Consider the following 18,874-nt stretch of genomic DNA (forward strand, 5'->3'; position numbering starts at 1 on the left):
GCACGGCGGTGCCGGGGCGGAACGCGAGGGCCGGAGCCGCGGCCGGAATATCCGCAGGGTGCCCTCCGTTCCGGGTATAGTTGAACCGTCAACAACTCGGAGGTTGAGCGACCATGCAGTTCGGCATCTTCACCGTCGGCGACGTCACGCCGGACCCGACCACGGGCCGTACGCCGACCGAGCGTGAGCGGATCAAGGCCATGGTCGCCGTCGCGCTGAAGGCCGAGGAGGTCGGGCTCGACGTCTTCGCGACCGGCGAGCACCACAACCCGCCCTTCGTGCCCTCGTCGCCGACGACGATGCTCGGCTACATAGCGGCGCGCACCGAGCGGCTGGTCCTGTCCACCTCCACCACCCTGATCACCACGAACGACCCGGTGAAGATCGCCGAGGACTTCGCGATGCTCCAGCACCTGGCCGACGGCCGGGTGGACCTGATGATGGGGCGCGGCAACACCGGGCCGGTCTACCCCTGGTTCGGCAAGGACATCCGCGAGGGCCTCGACCTCGCCGTCGAGAACTACGCCCTGCTGCACCGCCTGTGGCGCGAGGACGTCGTGAACTGGGAGGGCAGGTTCCGCACGCCGCTCCAGGGCTTCACGTCCACACCCCGGCCGCTGGACGGTGTCGCGCCGTTCGTCTGGCACGGCTCCATCCGCTCGCCGGAGATCGCCGAGCAGGCGGCGTACTACGGCGACGGCTTCTTCCACAACAACATCTTCTGGCCCGCCGACCACACCAAGCGCATGGTCGAGCTGTACCGGGCCCGTTACGCCCACTACGGGCACGGCACCCCCGAGCAGGCGGTCGTCGGCCTGGGCGGACAGGTGTTCATGCGGAAGAACAGCCAGGACGCGGTGCGCGAGTTCCGTCCGTACTTCGACGTCGCGCCGGTGTACGGGCACGGGCCCTCGCTGGAGGAGTTCACCGAGCAGACCCCGCTGACCGTCGGCTCGCCGCAGCAGGTGATCGAGAAGACGCTCGCCTTCCGCGAGTACGCCGGTGACTACCAGCGCCAGCTGTTCCTGATGGACCACGCCGGGCTGCCCCTGAAGACCGTCCTCGAACAGCTCGACCTGCTCGGCGAACAGGTCGTGCCGGTCCTGCGCGAGGAGTTCGCCGGGAACCGTCCGGCGAACGTGCCGGACGCGCCGACCCACGCCTCCCTGCTGGCCTCCCGGAAGGACGCGGCCCGGAAGGACGCGGCCCGGCAGGACACCGCCCAGGAAGGAGCGCGCGCATGAAGCTCGTCGTCGTCTCCGCGGGGCTGAGCGTCCCCTCGTCCACCCGGCTGCTCGCCGACCGGCTGGCCGCGGTCGCCGCCCCGGCGGCCACCGCGCCCGAGCCCGCTCCGGCCGACGTCCGGGTGATCGAGCTGCGCGACCTCGCCGTGGAGATCGCGCACACCTTCACCAGCGGATTCCCCGCGCAGGCGCTCGCCGAGGCGTTCGAGGCGGTGGCGGCGGCCGACGGACTGATCGTCGTCACGCCGGTGTTCTCGGCCTCGTACAGCGGGCTGTTCAAGTCGTTCTTCGACGCGCTGAGCGTCACCGACGAGGACGCCCTCACCGGGAAGCCGGTACTGATCGCCGCGACCGGCGGCACCGCCCGGCACTCCCTGGTGCTGGAGCACGCGCTGCGCCCGCTCTTCGCCTACCTGAAGGCGGTCGTCGTCCCCACCGGCGTGTACGCCGCCTCCGAGGACTGGGGTGCCGAAGGGCTCGACGCCCGGATCGGGCGGGCCGCGAACGAGCTGGCCGCGCTGATGGCGGGGCTGTCCACGGCCCGCCCGCTGCCCAGGAGGGACTCCTTCGAGGAGGTCACGCCCTTCGGGCAGCGGCTCGCCGCGCTGAGCGTTCCGGGGCCGAGCCCGGCGCCGTAGGGAACCACCGGCGCCTGTGCGGCGGTGCCTGTGCGGCGGTGCCTGTGCGGCGGTCCTGTGCAGGCGGTGCTGTGCGGAGGTGCCTGTGCGGCGGTCCTGTGCAGGCGGTGCTGTGCGGAGGTGCCTGTGGGGGGGGCCTGTGCGGAGGTGCTGTGCAGGCGGTGCTGTGCGGAGGTGCCTGCGCGGCGGTCCTGCGCGGCGGTGCTGTGGGGGGTGGCCGTCGTGGCCGGGTTCCACGCCACGACCGGGTTCCTGTCGGCGTGCCGGGGCGGACGGGGCCGCCCGCCGGGTGAGATCTGGGTAAGAAGCCCTGCCGCCCGGTCGCGGTGCTCTCCGCCTTGGCAGACTGGACGCGTGCCCCGGACTGTTCTGCTCGCCGAAGACGACCGCGCCATCCGCCACGCCCTGGAACGCGCCCTCACCCTGGAGGGCTACCGGGTCACCGCGGTCGCCGACGGCATCGAGGCGCTGGCGCAGGCCCACCGCGGCCGGCCGGACGTCCTCGTGCTCGACGTGATGATGCCGGGCATCGACGGCCTCCAGGTGTGCCGGGTGCTGCGCGCCGAGGGCGACTCCACACCGATCCTGATGCTGACGGCGCTGGTGGAGACCGCCGACCGTATCGCCGGTCTGGACGCGGGCGCCGACGACTACGTCGTGAAGCCCTTCGACGTCGAGGAGGTCTTCGCCCGGCTGCGCGCCCTGCTGCGCCGCACCGGCCGGGCGGACCCCGCCGACGCCGGGTCCGACGTCCCCGGGCAGGCCGCCGAGCCGGAGGAGCCGGGCGGGCGTCACCTGGAGGCGGCCGGGCTGCGCATGGACCCCCGGGCCCGCCGCGTCTGGCGGGGCGGGCGGGAGCTGGAACTGACCCGCACCGAGTTCGAGCTGCTCGAACTACTGGTCCGCAACGCGGGCATCGTGCTCGACCACTCCACGATCTACGACCGCATCTGGGGCTACGACTTCGGCCCCGGCTCCAAGAACCTCGCCGTGTACGTGGGCTATCTCCGCCGCAAGCTCGACCAGCCGGGCGCCCCGCAGCTGATCCAGACCGTGCGCGGTGTGGGTTACGTGCTGCGGGCGGACTGAGTGGGCGCCGCCCAGCCCGGGCACCGGCCCCGGCTGCTGTCGCTGCGCACGACGTTCGCGGTGTCCTTCGCGACGATCACCGCCGTCGTCACGGTCCTCGTCGGCGGGCTGTCCTACAACGCGGCGGCCCGGCTGGTCCGGGTGGACCAGGAGTCCGTCTTCGAGCAGGCCGTGCGGGACCTGCGGGCCGAGGTGGGCCGGCAGCGGCTGTCACCCGACGACTTCTCCTCCTCCGCGCCCGGCCACGACATCGTCCGCCCGGCCCGTACCGACGTACAGGTCCTCGGACCGGACGGCGCCGTCCTTGACCCGGCCGACCCACGGCTGCCCGTGACCGGCGCCGACCGGCGGACCGCGGGTGCGGCCACGGCCGGGCGGGTGGTGCAGCACGAGGACGTCGGCGTCGGCGACGACGTCTTCCGCGTCGCGACCGTCTCCCTCGGCGACGGCCGGGGCGCGGTGCAGGTGGCGCAGGAGTTCAGCGACACCGAGGACCTGCTGCGGGCCCTGCAGCGGCGGACGCTGGTCCTGATGGCGGCGGTGGTGGTCGCCGCGGGCCTGTTCGGCTGGTGGCTGGCCCGGCGGATCACCCGGCGCCTCGTGGTTCTCACCTCCGCCGCCGAGAACGTCGCCCGCACCCGCAGACTCGGCGTCCAGGTGCCGGTCACCGGGCCCGACGAGGTGGGCAGGCTCGGCCGCGCCTTCGACCTGATGCTGGGCCGCCTCGCCCAGTCGGAGGAGGACCAGAGGCGCCTGGTCCAGGACGCGGGCCACGAACTGCGGACGCCGCTGACCTCGCTGCGGACCAACATCTCGCTGCTGCGCCGGATCGACGAGCTCCCGCCCGGCGCCCGCGAGGAGCTCGTCGCCGACCTGGGGCAGGAGGCCCGCGAGCTGACCGACCTGGTCAACGAACTGGTCGAGCTGGCGGCGGGCCAGTGGTCCGGCGAGCCCCCGCAACCGGTCGACCTGGCCCGGGTCGCCAGGGACGTGGCGGCCCTGGCCCGCCGTCGCACCGGGCGGGAGATCGCCGTACGGGCGTGCGGCGAGACGGTGACCGAGGGCCGCCCCGCCATGCTGACCCGGGCGGTCTCCAACCTGGTCGAGAACGCCGCGAAGTTCGACCCCGGCGGCACCGGTCCCATCGAGGTCGCCGTCGCCGGTCCCGCCCTGCCGGGTCCCGTCCGCGTCGAGGTCCTCGACCGGGGCCCCGGCATCTCCGAGGCCGACCTGACCCGGGTGTTCGACCGCTTCTACCGCGCCGCAGGCGCCCGCTCCCAGCCCGGCTCGGGCCTCGGCCTGTCCATCGTGCGGGAGGTGGCGCTGGCCCACGGGGGCGCGCCGTTCGCCTACCGGAGGGACGGCGGCGGATCGGTGATCGGCTTCACGGTGGGCACGGGGCGGGCCGGGGACGACACGGGGTACGGGGACGACGGCCGTACGTGAGGGGGCGTCGCCGCCTCCGCGCCGCCGCGCGACCCGGTGGCGGAACCGGGCCCGGGGCGGGCCGGCGCCGGTACCGGAAGCGGTTCGGAAGCGGTACGCGGCTGGTGCCGGAAGCGGTGCCGCTGATGCCGTGGGGGCATGTCGACGTCACCGGCGGCCGTACGCCCCACCGCTGTCGCCGGCGCCGGCGCCGGCCCCGGTGTCCCGGCCCCCGGTGCCGGCGCCGACGTCCGCGCCGGTGTCCGGGTGCCGCGCGGTGCGCAGGTAGGTGCCGAGCACGGACAGGTCGGTCCGCTCCAGGTCGGCCGGGCGGATCACGACGCGCAGTTCCGGTGCGGTCGTCGGCTCACGGCGGCAGTGGGCGGCGAAGCTCTCCACGATCATGAGCAGCAGCTGGGTGCGGTCGCGTTCCACGATCCGGGCGAGACCGGAGCCGATCAGGGGGATCGCGACCGGCTTGTACATGCCGTACCGGGCGACGGCCGGCCAGAGGGTGTCCAGGCTCGCCCGCAGATCGGCCGGTCCGGAGCGGGCGACGAGGTCGTTGCCGAGCCGGGAGTAGGCCACGGCGAAGACCCGGCGGCCGCCCACCGGCAGCGGGACGGTGGTGCCGAGGGGATAGCGGACGCGCCGTCCGCGCGGCTTGTCCTGGGGCCGCTCGGTGCGCAGCGGGGTGAAGCCCTTCAGCCCGGCCTGGAGCCGGTCGTCCAGGAGCCTGCGGTCGCCGCCGAACAGCCGCTCCACCAGCTGTCCCTGGACGCTCTCCCGGCTGATCACCAGGTCCTGCTCGGTCGCGGTGTCGAAGGTGTCGGTGAACCCGACCACCAGATTGGCGTCCTCCTGGTCGAACAGGTCGCCGCGCACCACCACGAGGTCGCCGGCGCCGGGGAACGAGTGCCGCAGCAGCTCCCGCCCGTGCCGCTCCCGCAGCCGGGCCCGCAGGGAACCGAGCAGTTCGGCCACGTCCTGGTCGTCCGGCCGTTCCCGCGCCATCCGCTCCGCGACCGGCAGCGCCAGATCGTGGCGGCCCAGGTCCATCCGGCTGCGGATCAGCTGGCGGCGGGCGGTCTCGTGCAGCGCGGTGAGCCGGCGGACCAGCGGACGTGCGAAGTCCTCGTCGCCCGCCTCGGCCAGGGGCCGGCCGCGGACGAGGGCGAGCGCGGCGGCCAGCCGGTCGGCGGCGGACGCCGGGGCCGCGAGCAGCGCGGAGTTGACCAGGTCGGTGAACTCCGCGCAGTCCAGCTCATCGGTCCCGAGCACCAGCCGGTACGCCGTCTCGGGCACCGGGGCGGCCAGCAACTGCTCGGTGCGCAGCACCCGGGCGCCGTCGCCACCGCGGGCGGAGTCGAGGGCGCGGCGCAGTTCGAGGACGCGCTTCTGCACCTCGTTGCGGTGGCGCTGGGCCGCGTGCGGCTGCTCGCCGTCGACCGCCCACACGTCCCGGTGCAGCCGGCGGACCGGGACGGGCTCACCGTCCGCGGCCACCAGGCGGACCAGCAGCCGTGTCGTCAACGGTGTCAACCGGGCGGGTACGCCGTCGACTTCGAGCCTGGCCGGGCCGAGGACGCTCACACGGATGCGCGCCATACAAGTGGTCTCCACTCGCTTCGCCCTCTCCCGCCCGGTGGTCGCGGGGGAGGTTTCGGCAGCGTATCAATTGTCCGTTTGGGGGAGTTGTGGTTTCGGTCGGTTCGCGCGGGGCCGGTCCGGTCGTCCGTCCGTCGCGGCGGGGCGGGCGGCTGAGTCCCGGAGGTGGCCGCGGTCCCGGGAGCCGTCGCGGCGCGTTCGTCGGCCGCTCCGGCCTCTTCGGCGGAGCGCGGACCCGGCGGCTGTTCGCCGGCAGTCTGATGGCGGCCTTCGGCGGGGTGTCGGCGGTGCTCCAGTTCGTGGGGCAGCTGTGGCCGGGGGTCATCCCCGGCCCGGCTCCGGTGACGGCGGCGTCCGTGCTGCTGTGCCTGGCCTGGGCCGTGGCGCGCAGCAGGCCCACCGTGGTCGTGCGCCAGGAGTTCGGGCGGCCGCGGATGTCCGTGACGGTCGGACCCGGCGACCTCTTCGACGAGTCCGCCCATCTCGTCGTCGGGTTCTCGGACACCTTCGACACGGACGTCCGCGACGGCGTGGTGATCAGCGGCACCAGTGTGCAGGGGCAACTGCTGGAACGCCGGTACGACGGTGACGCGCGGCGGCTGGACGACGAGCTGGGCGCCGCCCTGCGCGCCGCCGTGCCGGTGGCCCGGGAGACGCGGGAGGCCAAGCCGTACGGCAAGCTCGACCGCTACCCGGTCGGCACGGTGGCGGTGCTCGGCAGCCGGCCGCGGCTGGTCTTCGGGGTCGCCTACAGCCGGATCGGCAACGACTGCGTGGCGCGGTCGAGCACGGAGGAACTGTGGCTCAGCCTCGGCCGGGTGTGGGACGCCGTCTACCGGCACGGACAGCTGGACCGCGTGGCCGTGCCGCTGATCGGCTCGGGACTGTCCCGGCTGCACGGGCTGGACGAGGAGAGCCTGCTGCGTCTGATCCTGCTCTCCTTCATCACCCACTCCCGGGAACGGGTGATCTGCCGCGAACTGCGGGTCGTACTGCGCCCCGCCGAGCTGGAGCGGGTCGACCTTGCGGAGGTGGCGGCGTTCCTCGGGGTACTGGCGGCGGCCGGTTCGGGGAGCACGGCGTAGGGAGGGGCCGGGGCCCGGGGAGCGGGAGCACGGCGTGGGAGGGGCCGGGGGTGGAGCACGGCGTGGGAGGGGCCGGGGGTGGAGCACGGCGTGGGAGGGGTCCCGGGGTGGCCGCACGGCGTGGGAGGGGCCCGGGGGTGGCCGCACGGCGTAGGAGGACCCCCGGGGACGGGGACGGGGACGGGGACGGGCCCGGGGACGGCGCCGGCCCCCGGGACGCGTTCCGCGGTGACGGAACGTGTCCCGGGGGCCGGTTGCGCCGGTCCCCCGATCGGCGCCGGATCCGCCGGACTAGGGCCGGCGGTGGTATGCGGACAGGTGCCGGAAGGGGTAGGTCTGGCGCCAGTCGGAGCCGGTGTCGTTGACCGTGCAGCCCGCCAGCTTCAGCCGTTCCACGACCTTGCCGAGCGCCGTCTCGGAGCCGTCGAAGCGGATGACGTTGCGGCCCGCGATGTCGGCGATCGGCCGCACACCGCCGACCTCGACGATCAGCGTGCGCTCCGGGTAGGCCATGAGCACCATGCCCAGCTCGATCAGGACGTTCGGGCGCGGCTGGCACACCGGCCGGGTCTCGTAGTCGGGCTCGTGGTGACCGCGCAGGTCCGGATGGAGGGTGACGATGTCGTCCGGGGTGAGCAGGACGAGCGCCGCCTGGGCCTGCGCGGGGGCGCCGGCGACCACGTCACCGAGGAAGGGGGAGGCCTGGCCGGTCGCTCTGACCAGGTCCTCCCATTCCTTGGGGCGCAGATCGAGGCGGCGCAGCAGCTCGTACATCTCGCGCCGCACCTGGTCGTCGCGGCCGTGGACGACGAAGACGCTCCGCGCCCGGTCGGCGTCCCCGGGCATCGCGGCCGCCTCCCGCCGCCACCCGCCGGCGTACGGCTGCGCGGGCGGGGCGGACGGCGGGGCGTGAATGGGGGAGTTGTCGCCGAAGGTCTGGGTGGTGTCGGTGTTGCCGGCGCTCTGGTTGCCCCCGGAGTTGTTGGTGCTGCCCTGGCCGAAGCCGTTGCCGTCGAACTGCTGGCCGCTCATGCCTGCCGTGCCTCCCTGGTGATCCCGGAGTTGTTGCCGAAGGTCTGGGTGGTGCCGGTGTTGCCGACGCTCTGGTTGCCCCCGAAGTTGTTGGTGCTGTTGGCGCCGAAGTTCTGCTGGAGGATGTTGGTCTGGGTCGCCTCGTGCTCACGGGTGTCGACGTCGTGGTCGCGCAGGAAGTCGCCGACGATCTGCAGCAGATGGCGCTCGATGATCTGGATGTACTTGATCGCGTCCGTTTCCTGGAAGAAGTGGTGGAAGTCGTGGTTGGGCGCCAGCTCGCGGACGCTGGTGAGGGCGCCGCAGTCCACGGCGGTCAGGGCGTAGCGGCCGAGCTTGAACTCGCTGGTGTCGGCCGGCTCGCCGACCAGCTTGCGGACGGTGCCGGCGCCGAAGCGGCTGGGCAGCCGTTCGCGCAGCGGGTTGGCGATCAGCCGCAGGAGTTCGCCGGGTGCGCTGCGGGTCACGTCCCAGGCGATGCGCCACATGAGCCTGCCGTCGATCGTGGCGGGCAGCCGGTCGGCGAGGTGGAAGCTCTCCGGCAGGGGACCGAGTACGTAGGTGTAGAACTCGGTGTGCAGGGTGCTGCCCTTGATGTCGAACCCGATGAACACCGAGGTGACCAGCTCCTGCTGCCAGGCCCCGATCCGGATGCACAGGTACTCGCGGCGGGCGTCGTAGTCCTCGCGCCAGTGCTCGTCCGTGTGGTCGGGGTCGGGCGTGTCGAGGAGCACGGCGACGGGGTCGCCGCCCTCGGCCGTCCGTACCGCCTTGGTGAACCGGCGCCGGTCGACGGAGAGCAGCTCGACGCGGTCGCTCGGGGCGGGCTTGTCGCGCAGTTCGGCGAGCATCTCCTCGCAGACCCGGGCGGTGATGTCCTCGACCGTGAAGGGGATGATCGGCTTGCGTTCCGTCCGCCCGGGGTCCGCAGCGCCGTCCGGGTCGTCCGCCGGGCCGTGCTGGGCGGGGACGTGCCCGTTGAACAGGCCCTGGCCGGGCGCGCTGCCCCGGGCCTTCGGGGCGCCGAGCAGCAGTTCCGCGTTGGCCCACCGCTTGACCGAGTGGCCGGCGCCGACGAACGGCTTGTAGCCGCCGTAGTACACCGTGTCCGAGGCCTGCTCCCGGTCGATCTTGCCGACCAGTTCCGGGGTGAGGCGCGAGGTCACCGGGTGGGCGCCGTCGAACCCCCGCCGGTCGTCCGCCGGGGGCGCGAGGTGCTCGGCGAGGGTCTGGAGGATGGCGAGCCGGCGCAGGAACATCGTGGCCCAGGCGATCCAGAAGACGAACAGGGCGGCAGTCCAGCCGTTGAGCAGGTCCGCGGCGAGCAGCAGCACGACGACGACGGCGCCCGTCCCGAGGGCGATCAGCTGGTTGCGGCGCAGGTTGTGGGCGGCGAGGGCGTGTGCCAGGACGGGCGCGGCGTCGTAGCCGTAGGAGGGGGCCACCACCCGGTAGCGGTGGGTCAGCAGCTCCCGGATGACCGCCTTGCGGTAGACGGGGTCGAGGTAGGTGCCCGCGCACAGCAGGCGGGTGGCGTTGCTGGTCGCGTCCGGGGGCGGCGGGGCGGCGTGGGTGGTCATGGCGGCTCAGTTCCCTTCCCGCATGTCGGCCGAGGTGATGACGCCGCCGCTGACCGTGTAGGTGCCCTCGTACGTCGTCTGCGTGCCGTCGGTCTCCCAGGCCACGACGGTGATCGACACGTCGTCGCCCGACGTACCGGTCACGGTGACGTCGTCCCGCTGGGTCGTCTCGAAGCCGGCGACGAAGTGGTCGTAGTCCGGGTCGAGGTTCTTGCCGCCCAGTTCCCACGCGGTCCCGAAGTCGCGGTCGTTGATGGCGTCGAAGTACGCCGTCACGGTCGCCTCCGGCCCGTCGGCGGCGGTTTCGGTCGCGGTGTCGGTGGCCGTGTCGGTCGCGGTGTCGTCGGTGGGCTCGTCGTACGTGTCGTCGGTGGCCCCGTCGCTCGTCCCGTCACCCCAGGGGTACGTGTCCTGGCCGGGCAGGCCGCCGGAGCCGTCGGGATTGGTGCCGTCGTCGGAGGTGCCGTCGTCGGAGGTGCCGTCGTCGGTCGTGCCGGACCCCCAGTCCGGAAGTGCTCCGCTGCCGTAGAGCCCGTCGGTGGAGGGCGCCCCGTCGTCCGGGCCGGCCGTGGCGAGCACGACGGCCAGCACGACTATGAGGACGAACGGGATCGCGATCACGGTCAGGGCCTGGTTGCGTACGGGACCGGGCGTGAGTGCGAGTCCCGGTGCGGGGTAGGAACCCCGGGCGCCGGGCGGAACGCGTGTATTACTCATCTGTCACCTCATTGCCGCCGGTATCCGGCCGAGCGGATACGGCACGCGCCCCGGGTGGGCCGATGTGCCTTGTGCATCGACCGATCCGACCAGTGACGGCGCTTCCGGAACCAGATTTCCGGGGTTCCGATGCGCTTCCGATCGGCTTCCGGTAGTGAGGGCGAGGGCGCTCCCGTCGCCTTCGCCCTCACCGCGCCGGTCAGCGAATGGATGATCGGCCGCGGCAAGGGCCACGCCGTCGCCCACGCCCACTACCTAGCCGCCGGACCAACGGGCCCAGCCCACCGGCGTGCTGACGGTTCACCGGCATCCAAGCCCCGGTGAACGCTTCCGGAAACCGGCAATGCGCGTGGCCGGCCCCGTCACGCACCATGAGTGCACGGGGAGCACTGCGGAAGGGGGTGGACGAAGGTGACGATCACGACGAACAGTCCCTTCGCCCGCCCCCTCCACCGGCTCCGCCCCGACGAACCCGGCCGCGCCGCCCGCGCCGTCGGTGCGGTCGGCGCCGCGGCACCCGACCGCCGCGGCGCCGTTCGCGCCGCCTGAAGCCCGCACTTCGCGGCTCCGGTCCGCCCGAACGCCCGACCGGACCGCAGCCCGCCCGAGCGGGCCATCACACCCACCTGTCGTGACCGGCCCATGCCTCGACCGGCCGTCGCCTCAGCCCAGCCTCATGCCGTTAGGACGTATGCCATGGAAGTCATCGGTGTCATCGCCGTCGTCTGCTTGCTCCTCGTCGCCGTCGTGCTGTTCGGTGTCTCGCGTCTCTTCCGCAAGGTGGAGCAGGGCAAGGCGCTGATCGTCTCGAAGATGCGCAGGGTGGACGTGACCTTCACGGGTCAGGTGGTGCTGCCGGTGCTGCACAAGGCCGAGGTGATGGACATCTCGGTCAAGACGATCGAGATCACGCGGGCCGGCAAGGAGGGCCTGATCTGCCGGGACAACATCCGCGCGGACATCCGCATCTCCTTCTTCGTCAAGGTCAACAAGACCGCCCAGGACGTCGTCAAGGTGGCCCAGGCGGTCGGCACGGCCCGTGCCAGCGACCGGGACACCCTCCAGGAGCTGTTCCACGCGAAGTTCTCCGAGGCGCTGAAGACCGTCGGCAAGCAGCTGGACTTCACCGACCTCTACACCAAGCGCGAGGAGCTGCGGTACCGGATCATCGAGGTCATCGGCGTCGACCTCAGCGGCTACCACCTGGAAGACGCGGCGATCGACTACCTGGAGCAGACGCCGCTGACCCAGCTGGACCCGGCGAACGTCCTCGACGCCCAGGGCATCCGGAAGATCACCGAGCTGACGGCCGTGGAGCACGTACGCACCAACGAGGCCCGGCGCACCGAGGAGAAGGAGATCACCCGGCAGAACGTCGACGCGCGCGAGGCCGTACTGGAGCTGGAGCGCCGGCAGGCGGACGCCGAGATCAAGCAGAAGCGCGAGATCGACACGACCCGCGCCCGCGAGGAGGCCGAGACCGCGCGGGTGGTGGAGGAGGAGCGGCTGCGGTCACAGGGCGCCTTCCTGCGCACGGAGGAGCAGCTCGGCGTGCAGCGCGAGAACCAGGCCCGTGAGGTCGCGGTCGCCGCGAAGAACCGCGAGCGGGTCATCGCCGTGGAGAACGAGCGCATCGAGAAGGACCGCATGCTCGAGGTCATCGGCCGCGAGCGGGAGACCGAGCTGACGCGGATCGCCGCCGAGAAGGAGGTCGAGGCGGAGAAGCGGGACATCGCCGAGGTCATCCGCGAGCGCGTCGCCGTGGACCGTACGGTCGCCGAGCAGGAGGAGTCCATCAAGAAGCTGCGCGCCGTGGAGGAGGCCGAGCGGCAGCGGCAGGCCGTGATCATCGCTGCCGAGGCGGAGGCGCAGGAGCGGCTGGTCAAGGACATCAAGGCGGCCGAGGCGGCCGAGGCGGCGGCCACCCACCGCGCGGTCGAGGAAGTCACCCTGGCCGAAGCCCGGTTGAAGAGCGCCGACCTGGACGCGCGGGCCAGGCTGCGGACGGCCGAAGGACTCCAGGCCGAGGCGGCCGCGGAAGGCCTGGCAGCGGTCCAGGTGCGCGACAAGGAGGCCGAGGTCATCGAGAAGGCCGGCCGGGCCGAGGCCGGGGCGACCGAGGCCCGGATGCGCGCCGAGGCCGAGGGCGCGCGGGCCAGGGCCGTCGCCGAGGCGGAGGCCATCGGCGGCAGGCTCAGGGCGGAGGCCGCCGGACTCACCGAGAAGGCCGCGGCGATGGCCGCCCTGGACGACGCCTCGCGCGGCCACGAGGAGTACCGGCTGCGGCTGGAGGCGGAGAAGGAGATCCGGCTGGCCGGTCTGGACGTGCAGCGGCAGGTCGCCGAGGCCCAGGCGACGGTGCTCGCCACCGGTCTGGAGAACGCCGACATCGACATCGTGGGCGGCGACACGGTCTTCTTCGACCGCCTGATGTCCTCGGTCGCGCTCGGCAAGGGCGTCGACGGGTTCGTCAAGCACTCCGAGACGGCCCAGGCCCTCGCCGGGTCCTGGCTGGACGGCTCGTCGAGCTTCACCGACGACCTGACCAGCGTGCTGGGCTCGTTCTCCACGGCCGACGTGCAGAACCTGACGGTGTCCGCGCTGCTGATGAAGCTGATGAAGTCGGGCGGCACGGACGCCGGGCAGGTGCAGCGCCTCCTGGACCGCGCGGGTGAACTGGGCCTCGCCGACACCCCCCTCACCGCCCTGAACGGCACGGCCAGGGTCTGACCGCCGCTGCCACCGACCGGGTGCCGAGGCCGCCGCACGGGGGTCGGCGGCTTCGGCACCCCGCATCCTGGAAGGGACCGACCGCTCATGGCCACCGCTCCGGAGACGGTTGAGACACGCATGAACGACACCGGCGACACGGCCACGGCGAGCGCGGCGGGCACGACGGCTACGGCGAGCAGCACGGCAGGCACGGCAGGCACGACGGGCACGTACGACGCCGCCGACGCCGGCGCGTACGAGGTGCTGCGCGACCGCCTCGCCGCGCAGAGCGCCGAACTCGCCCACCGGGCCGGGCTCCTGAACACCCGCCGGGTCGAGGAATTCGGGTCGGCACGGCTCGAACTGGCCGGAACCGAGCGGCTGCGCACCGAACACCCGGGCGTGCCGTGCGACATCGCCGCCGTCGGGGGCACCCTGCTCCTCGGCTCCACCGGCCGGCCGGGCCACCGTGCCCGGACCGGCGTGGCGGACGTCTTCACGCTGTACGACCGCGAGCTGAACCCGCTGCCCGAGTCGGCCGTGCCGGGACTGCTCGACGACCCGTCCTTCGTGCGGGAGTTCGCTGACCTGCACCGCTACTACCGGCAGGCCCGGCTGCTGCGGCTGCGCCCCGTCGACGGCAAGCTGCTGGCCGTCTTCCGCACGGGCGAGAAGGCCGACGACATCCGCGTGCTGCGCTGGACGCTCACCGAGGACGGAGGGGCGGCCTTCCTCGACGCGCGGGGCGAACGCGACGACGTCTTCCCCCCGTCCCACGACTTCGAGTGGACCGCCGCCACCCGAGATGACCACGTCCAGGGACGCCACCCGCACGTGTCCGTACGGGGCGAGTGCTACGTCAGCGCCGTGGGCGGCACCCTCACCGTCAAGCAGGCCGACGACACCGAGACGGCCGAGGGCATCCACACCGAGCCCGTCGACGAACCCCTCCAGGCGCTGGCCGACGCGGACATCGCGCACGCCCGGGTCGGAGCCCTGATCCTGCTGCGGGTACGGCCCTACAAGGAGGCCGCCGACCGCCACCTGGTGTTCAACACCCTCACCAAGTCGGTGGTCCGCCTGGACGGCATCGGCCTGGCCTGCCGCCGCCTGCCCGACGACCAGGGCATCGTCTTCCCCGGCGGCTACTGCCTGGCCACGGGCGCCCACAAGGCGTACGAACTCGACGCGGCCGGGCTGGAGTTCGAGCGGGAGGTGCGCTCGCCGAACGGTGAGGACGTGCTGTACGCCTTCCACGCGCGCGGCGAGAGCCGGGGCCTGCTGCTGTCCTACAACACCATCCGCAAGGAGGTCGCGAGTCCGCTGCCCTGCCGGGGCTGGGCCCTGGCCGGGGACGGCACCTTCGCGGTGCTGCGCGCGGACGGCGACGAACCCGCCCAGGTGCACCCGGTGCAGCTGTGGCACTCGCCCTACGTCTCCGACACGCACGCCGCCGCCGCGCCCACCGGGAGCGGCCCGCTGGCCCGGGTGGGCAACGCCGACCTCGTACGCGGCATCTCCGCCTGTCTGTCCGTCGCGGGCGCCGTCGGCGAGGGCATCACCACCGCCGAGGGCTACCGGGCGCTGGCCGCCTCCTGCGTGCGCGCGGCCGACGGCCACCACTGGCTGGGCGAGGCGGACCTGGGCGACCTGGCCGGTGCCCTGGCGGCGGTACGGGAGACCGCCGAGCAGGTACTGGCCGAATTCGAGACGGTACGGGACCTGACCCGGCGGGCCGCCGAGGCCCGCGACGAGGCCGCCGAGCGGATCGCGGCGGTGGTCCGCCGGCTGCGCGGCGAAGCGCCCCGGGAAGCCGCCGCCTGGGTCCGGGGCCTCACCGAACTGCGGCACGCCCACGGGCACCTGCTGAACGTCAAGGAAATGCGGTACGCCGACGCCCCCGGCATCGACGCCCTCGCCGGGGAGGCCGAGGGCGCCCTGGCCGAGCTCGGCCGGCGGGCCGTGACCTTCCTCGGCCGCGAGGACGCCTTCGACGCCCAGCGCGAGGACGTCGAACGGCTCGTCGCGGACGCGGAGGCCGTCACCACCGTCGCCGGTGCGGGGCCCGTCGCCGCCCGGCTCGACGAACTCGCCGACGGGCTGCGCACGGTCACCGACGTGGTGGCCGAACTCGACATGGGCGACGCCACGGTCCGCACCGCCCTCCTGGAACGCGTCGCCGCCGTCCTCGGCGGGGTCAACCGCGCCCGCGCCACCCTCGACGCCCGCCGCCGCGCTCTCCTCGACCACGAGGGCCGCGCCGAGTTCGCCGCCGAGACGGCCCTGCTCGGCCAGGCGGTCACCGCCGCGCTCGCCGCCGCCGACACCCCCGAGCGCTGCGACGACCAACTGGCGCGGCTGCTGGCCCGTCTGGAGGACCTGGAATCCCGCTTCGCGGAGTTCGACGGCTTCCTCGGCGAACTCGCCGGCAAGCGCACCGAGATCTACGAGGCGCTGGCCGCCCGCAAACAGGCGCTCTCCGACACCCGCGCCCGCCGGGCCGAACAACTCGCCGCCTCCGCCGCCCGGATCCTGGAGACGGTCACCAGGCGGTGCGCCACCCTGGCCGACGCCGACGCGGTCAGCACCTACTTCGCCTCCGACCCCATGCCGGCCAAGGTCCGCCGCACCGCCGAGGAACTGCGCGCCCTCGGCGACACCGTCCGCGCGGAGGAGCTGGACGGCCGCCTCAAGTCGGCCCGCCAGGAGGCCTCCCGCGCCCTGCGCGACCGGACCGACCTGTACGCCGACGACGGCCGCACCCTGCGCCTGGGCACCCACCGCTTCGCCGTCAACACCCAGCCCCTGGACCTCACCCTCGTCCCGGACGGCGACGGACTCGCCTTCGCCCTCACCGGCACCGACTACCGCGCACCGGTCACCGACCCGGCCTTCGCGGCCGGCCGTTCCCACTGGGACCGAACCCTCCCCTCGGAGTCCCCCGGCGTCTACCGCGCCGAACACCTCGCCGCCCGTCTGCTGCGCCGGCACGGCGCGAACGCCCTCGCCACCGCCGAGGACCTTCCCGCCCTCGTCCGCGAGGCGGCGCAGGAGGCGTACGACGAGGGCTACGAGCGGGGTGTGCACGACCACGACGCGACGGTCGTCCTGACCGCGCTGCTGCCCCTGTACGAGAAGGCCGGGACACTCGTCCACGAGCCGGCCGCCCGCGCCGCCGCCCAGCTCTTCTGGGCCCACGGCACCACGCCCGAAGCACGTCAGTCCTGGACGCGGCGGGCGGTGTCGCTGGCCCGGGCGCGGGACACCTTCGGCCTCTCCGGCGCGATAGCGGACCTGGAGGACGAACTGGCCGGGGCCATCGGCACGTGGTCCCGGCCGGGCGAGGCGGGGACGGGGCGCACGGACGCCGTCACCGGCCTCGCGCGAACGGCGGGCGGGGACGCGGCGGGCGGGCCGGGGGGACCGGCCGGTGAGACGGCCGCCCCGGCGAGGGGGACGGCAGGTCCGGCGGCGACGGCCGCCCCGGCGAGGGGGACGGCCGGCTCAGCCGCGGGGAAGGCCCGCTCGACCGTCGTGACGGCCGGGGCACCCGCGGGTACGGCCGGGGCACCCGCGGGTACCGCCGGTGCGGCCGCGGGGGCGGCCGGGCCGGTGACCGGGACGGTCGGCGTGCCGGATGAGCCGGCCGGTTCCGGCGCGGAGACCGCCCGCGCGGCCGCCTCCTACCTCTTCCACGAACTGACCACCGCCCCCGGCGGCTTCGTCCTCGGCGCGGGCACGCGCACGCTCCTGGAGAAGTTCCGCCGCACGGTGGGCACCCCGGCCTACGACGAGGACCTGGCCGCCCTCGACGACCTGGCCGCGCGCCACCAGCTCGCCGAGGCGTGGATCTCGTCCTACGCCGCCGCCACCGGTGCCGACCTCACCCCCGGCGACCTGGCCGAGGCGGTCGCCGCCGAACTCTGCCCCGACCTGCCCCGCCACGACGGCGACGTCCTCCCCGCGGCCACGGCGGAGGGCCTGCTGGGCGTCCACCCGCGCATCACGGGAGGCCGGCTGAGGCTGCGCCTCGACGAGTTCCTCGCCCGCACCGCCCGATTCGCCGCGCACGACGTCCCCGCGTTCCGTGCCTACCAACGGCGCCGTACGGACCTGGTGAGCGCCGAACGCGCCCGGCTGCGCCTGGACGACCACCGCCCGCGCGTCATGTCCGCCTTCGTCCGCAACCGGCTCGTGGACGAGGTCTACCTCCCGCTCGTCGGTGACAGCCTGGCCAGACAACTCGGTGCCACCGGCGACGGCAAACGCACCGACACCGGCGGCCTGCTGCTGCTCCTCTCCCCGCCCGGCTACGGAAAGACGACCCTGGTCGAGTACGTCGCCGAACGCCTCGGCCTGATGCTGGTGAAGGTCAGCGGCCCCGCGCTCGGCCACACCGTCACCTCGCTCGACCCGGCCGACGCCCCGAACGCCACCGCACGCCAGGAGATCGAGAAGATCAACTTCGCGCTGGCGTCCGCGAACAACACGCTGCTCCACCTGGACGACATCCAGCACACCTCCCCGGAGCTCCTCCAGAAGTTCATCCCGCTGTGCGACGCGACCCGCCGCGTCGACGGTGTGTGGGACGGCCGGCCCCGCACCTACGACCTGCGCGGCAAGCGCTTCGCCGTCTGCATGGCCGGCAACCCCTACACCGAGTCGGGCGCCCGCTTCCAGGTCCCCGACATGCTCGCCAACCGGGCCGACGTCTGGAACCTGGGCGACGTCCTGACCGGCAAGGAGGAGGCCTTCGCGCTCAGCTTCCTGGAGAACGCGCTCACCGCGAACCCGGTCCTGGCCCCGCTCGCCGGCCGCGACCGGGCGGACCTGGAACTGCTCGTCCGCCTCGCCACCGGGGACCCCACCGCCCGCGCCGACCGCCTGGAACACGCCTACCCGCCGGCCGAGCTGGAGCGCGTCCTGTCCGTCCTGCGCCACCTCGTGGCGGCCCGCGACACGGTGCTGGCCGTCAACGCCGCCTACATCGCCTCCGCCGCCCAGTCGGACGACACCCGTACGGAGCCCGCCTTCCGGCTCCAGGGCTCCTACCGCAACATGAACAAGATCGCTCAGCGCATCCGCCCCGTCATGAACGACGCCGAACGCGCCGCAGTCCTGGACGACCACTACACCGCCGAGGCGCAGACCCTGACCCACGCGGCCGAGGCCAACCTCCTCAAGCTCGCCGAACTGCGCGGCACACTCACCCCCGAAGCGGCCGCCCGCTGGGCCGAGGTGCGCACCGCCCACGTCCGGGCACGCACCCTCGGCGGCCCCGACGGCGACCCCCTCACCCGTGCCGTCGCCGCCCTGGGCCTCCTCGCGGACCGCGTCGCCGCCGTCGAGTCCGCCATCACCCGCGCCGCCGACCCCCGCCACCCGCTCGCCAACCGTTCCTGACCAGAGGGCAGGGGGAGTGAGTCCCGGACCCGTTCCCGCGGGCCGCGGGCCGCGCACGAGGAGGTCCGCTCCGTCGCCGCCGCGATCGCGGGAGAGCTCGACTCCGCCGACCGCGGCGCGTCACCCTCTCGGAGCCGGAGCCGGAGCCGGAGCCGGAGCCGGAGCCGGAGCCGGAGCCGGAGCCGGAGCCGGAGCCGGAGCCCGAGCCGAGCCCTGGCCCGAGCCTGCGGCGGTGCGGGGCCTGTTCGACGCCCCGAGTCCCGGCGGTGTCTACGGCGGTGCGGCTCGTCCGGCTCGGCGCGCCCGCGGTGACGGACGCGGCCGGCGAGGAGTGCCCCGGC

The 18,874-nt window shown here is 73.9% G+C and carries 12 protein-coding genes; 8 read left to right on the top strand and 4 right to left on the bottom strand.

Annotated elements, in window-relative coordinates:
- The first annotated feature begins 113 nt into the window (after positions 1 to 113).
- The 4 genes from ACGFYH_RS03860 to ACGFYH_RS03875 all read left to right on the top strand — a co-directional run bounded on the left by ACGFYH_RS03860 (position 114) and on the right by ACGFYH_RS03875 (position 4,417).
- Positions 114 to 1,244, top strand: coding sequence for an LLM class flavin-dependent oxidoreductase (locus ACGFYH_RS03860; protein ID WP_393801539.1), 1,131 nt, complete (start codon positions 114 to 116; stop codon positions 1,242 to 1,244).
- The gene (locus tag ACGFYH_RS03865) at positions 1,241 to 1,882 is read left to right on the top strand and encodes a CE1759 family FMN reductase (RefSeq protein ID WP_393801540.1); all 642 of its coding nucleotides are present in this window, start codon (positions 1,241 to 1,243) and stop codon (positions 1,880 to 1,882) included. Before ACGFYH_RS03860 ends, ACGFYH_RS03865 begins: the two co-directional genes overlap by 4 nt.
- A gap of 354 nt (positions 1,883 to 2,236) precedes the next feature.
- Entirely contained in the window at positions 2,237 to 2,971 is a 735-nt protein-coding gene (locus tag ACGFYH_RS03870) for a response regulator transcription factor (protein ID WP_393801541.1), read from the top strand.
- Positions 2,972 to 4,417, top strand: a complete 1,446-nt coding sequence (locus ACGFYH_RS03875; protein WP_393801542.1) for an ATP-binding protein — start codon at positions 2,972 to 2,974, stop codon at positions 4,415 to 4,417. It begins immediately after the preceding gene.
- Positions 4,418 to 4,564: 147 nt separating this feature from the next.
- On the opposite strand, the gene ACGFYH_RS03880 is transcribed toward ACGFYH_RS03875, so the two are convergent.
- The gene (locus tag ACGFYH_RS03880) at positions 4,565 to 6,004 is read right to left on the bottom strand and encodes a macro domain-containing protein (protein ID WP_393801543.1); all 1,440 of its coding nucleotides are present in this window, start codon (positions 6,002 to 6,004) and stop codon (positions 4,565 to 4,567) included.
- Positions 6,005 to 6,291: 287 nt separating this feature from the next.
- Between ACGFYH_RS03880 and ACGFYH_RS03885 the strand changes: the two genes are divergently transcribed.
- On the top strand, positions 6,292 to 7,089 hold the full coding sequence (locus ACGFYH_RS03885) for a macro domain-containing protein (protein WP_393801544.1): 798 nt from the start codon (positions 6,292 to 6,294) through the stop codon (positions 7,087 to 7,089).
- A gap of 291 nt (positions 7,090 to 7,380) precedes the next feature.
- Here ACGFYH_RS03885 and ACGFYH_RS03890 read toward each other — a convergent pair whose 3' ends face one another.
- From ACGFYH_RS03890 to ACGFYH_RS03900, 3 genes are read right to left on the bottom strand one after another with little or no spacing between them, the layout of a single operon-like run.
- Positions 7,381 to 8,121: a TIR domain-containing protein gene (locus ACGFYH_RS03890; RefSeq protein ID WP_393801545.1), complete on the bottom strand. Its 741-nt coding sequence runs from the start codon at positions 8,119 to 8,121 to the stop codon at positions 7,381 to 7,383.
- The gene (locus ACGFYH_RS03895) at positions 8,118 to 9,701 is read right to left on the bottom strand and encodes a hypothetical protein (protein ID WP_393801546.1); all 1,584 of its coding nucleotides are present in this window, start codon (positions 9,699 to 9,701) and stop codon (positions 8,118 to 8,120) included. Before ACGFYH_RS03895 ends, ACGFYH_RS03890 begins: the two co-directional genes overlap by 4 nt.
- 6 nt (positions 9,702 to 9,707) lie before the next feature.
- Entirely contained in the window at positions 9,708 to 10,418 is a 711-nt protein-coding gene (locus tag ACGFYH_RS03900; RefSeq protein WP_393801547.1) for a hypothetical protein, read from the bottom strand.
- Positions 10,419 to 10,829: 411 nt separating this feature from the next.
- Here ACGFYH_RS03900 and ACGFYH_RS03905 point away from each other — a divergent pair, with 411 nt between their 5' ends.
- The 3 genes from ACGFYH_RS03905 to ACGFYH_RS03915 all read left to right on the top strand — a co-directional run bounded on the left by ACGFYH_RS03905 (position 10,830) and on the right by ACGFYH_RS03915 (position 18,533).
- Positions 10,830 to 10,967 carry a hypothetical protein gene (locus ACGFYH_RS03905; RefSeq protein ID WP_393801548.1) on the top strand — a complete coding sequence of 46 codons (138 nt, stop codon included), beginning with the start codon at positions 10,830 to 10,832 and terminating at the stop codon, positions 10,965 to 10,967.
- A 147-nt stretch (positions 10,968 to 11,114) separates the two neighbouring features.
- Positions 11,115 to 13,148: an SPFH domain-containing protein gene (locus ACGFYH_RS03910; RefSeq protein WP_393801549.1), complete on the top strand. Its 2,034-nt coding sequence runs from the start codon at positions 11,115 to 11,117 to the stop codon at positions 13,146 to 13,148.
- 120 nt (positions 13,149 to 13,268) lie between these two features.
- Positions 13,269 to 18,533 carry a DNA repair ATPase gene (locus ACGFYH_RS03915; protein WP_393801550.1) on the top strand — a complete coding sequence of 1,755 codons (5,265 nt, stop codon included), beginning with the start codon at positions 13,269 to 13,271 and terminating at the stop codon, positions 18,531 to 18,533.
- Positions 18,534 to 18,874: the final 341 nt, after the last annotated feature.

The sequence above is a fragment of the Streptomyces sp. NPDC048392 genome (genome assembly GCF_043200575.1).
Classification (GTDB): domain Bacteria; phylum Actinomycetota; class Actinomycetes; order Streptomycetales; family Streptomycetaceae; genus Streptomyces.

What these genes read in the sequence shown, in the direction of transcription:
- ACGFYH_RS03860 (WP_393801539.1), top strand. Translation starts at nt 114, where the DNA reads ATGCAGTTCGGCATCTTCACCGTCGGCGACGTCACGCCGGACCCGACC.
- ACGFYH_RS03865 (WP_393801540.1), top strand. Translation starts at nt 1,241, where the DNA reads ATGAAGCTCGTCGTCGTCTCCGCGGGGCTGAGCGTCCCCTCGTCCACC.
- ACGFYH_RS03880 (WP_393801543.1), bottom strand. Translation starts at nt 6,004, where the DNA reads ATGGCGCGCATCCGTGTGAGCGTCCTCGGCCCGGCCAGGCTCGAAGTC.
- ACGFYH_RS03890 (WP_393801545.1), bottom strand. Translation starts at nt 8,121, where the DNA reads ATGAGCGGCCAGCAGTTCGACGGCAACGGCTTCGGCCAGGGCAGCACC.
- ACGFYH_RS03895 (WP_393801546.1), bottom strand. Translation starts at nt 9,701, where the DNA reads ATGACCACCCACGCCGCCCCGCCGCCCCCGGACGCGACCAGCAACGCC.
- ACGFYH_RS03900 (WP_393801547.1), bottom strand. Translation starts at nt 10,418, where the DNA reads ATGAGTAATACACGCGTTCCGCCCGGCGCCCGGGGTTCCTACCCCGCA.
- ACGFYH_RS03910 (WP_393801549.1), top strand. Translation starts at nt 11,115, where the DNA reads ATGGAAGTCATCGGTGTCATCGCCGTCGTCTGCTTGCTCCTCGTCGCC.
- ACGFYH_RS03915 (WP_393801550.1), top strand. Translation starts at nt 13,269, where the DNA reads ATGAACGACACCGGCGACACGGCCACGGCGAGCGCGGCGGGCACGACG.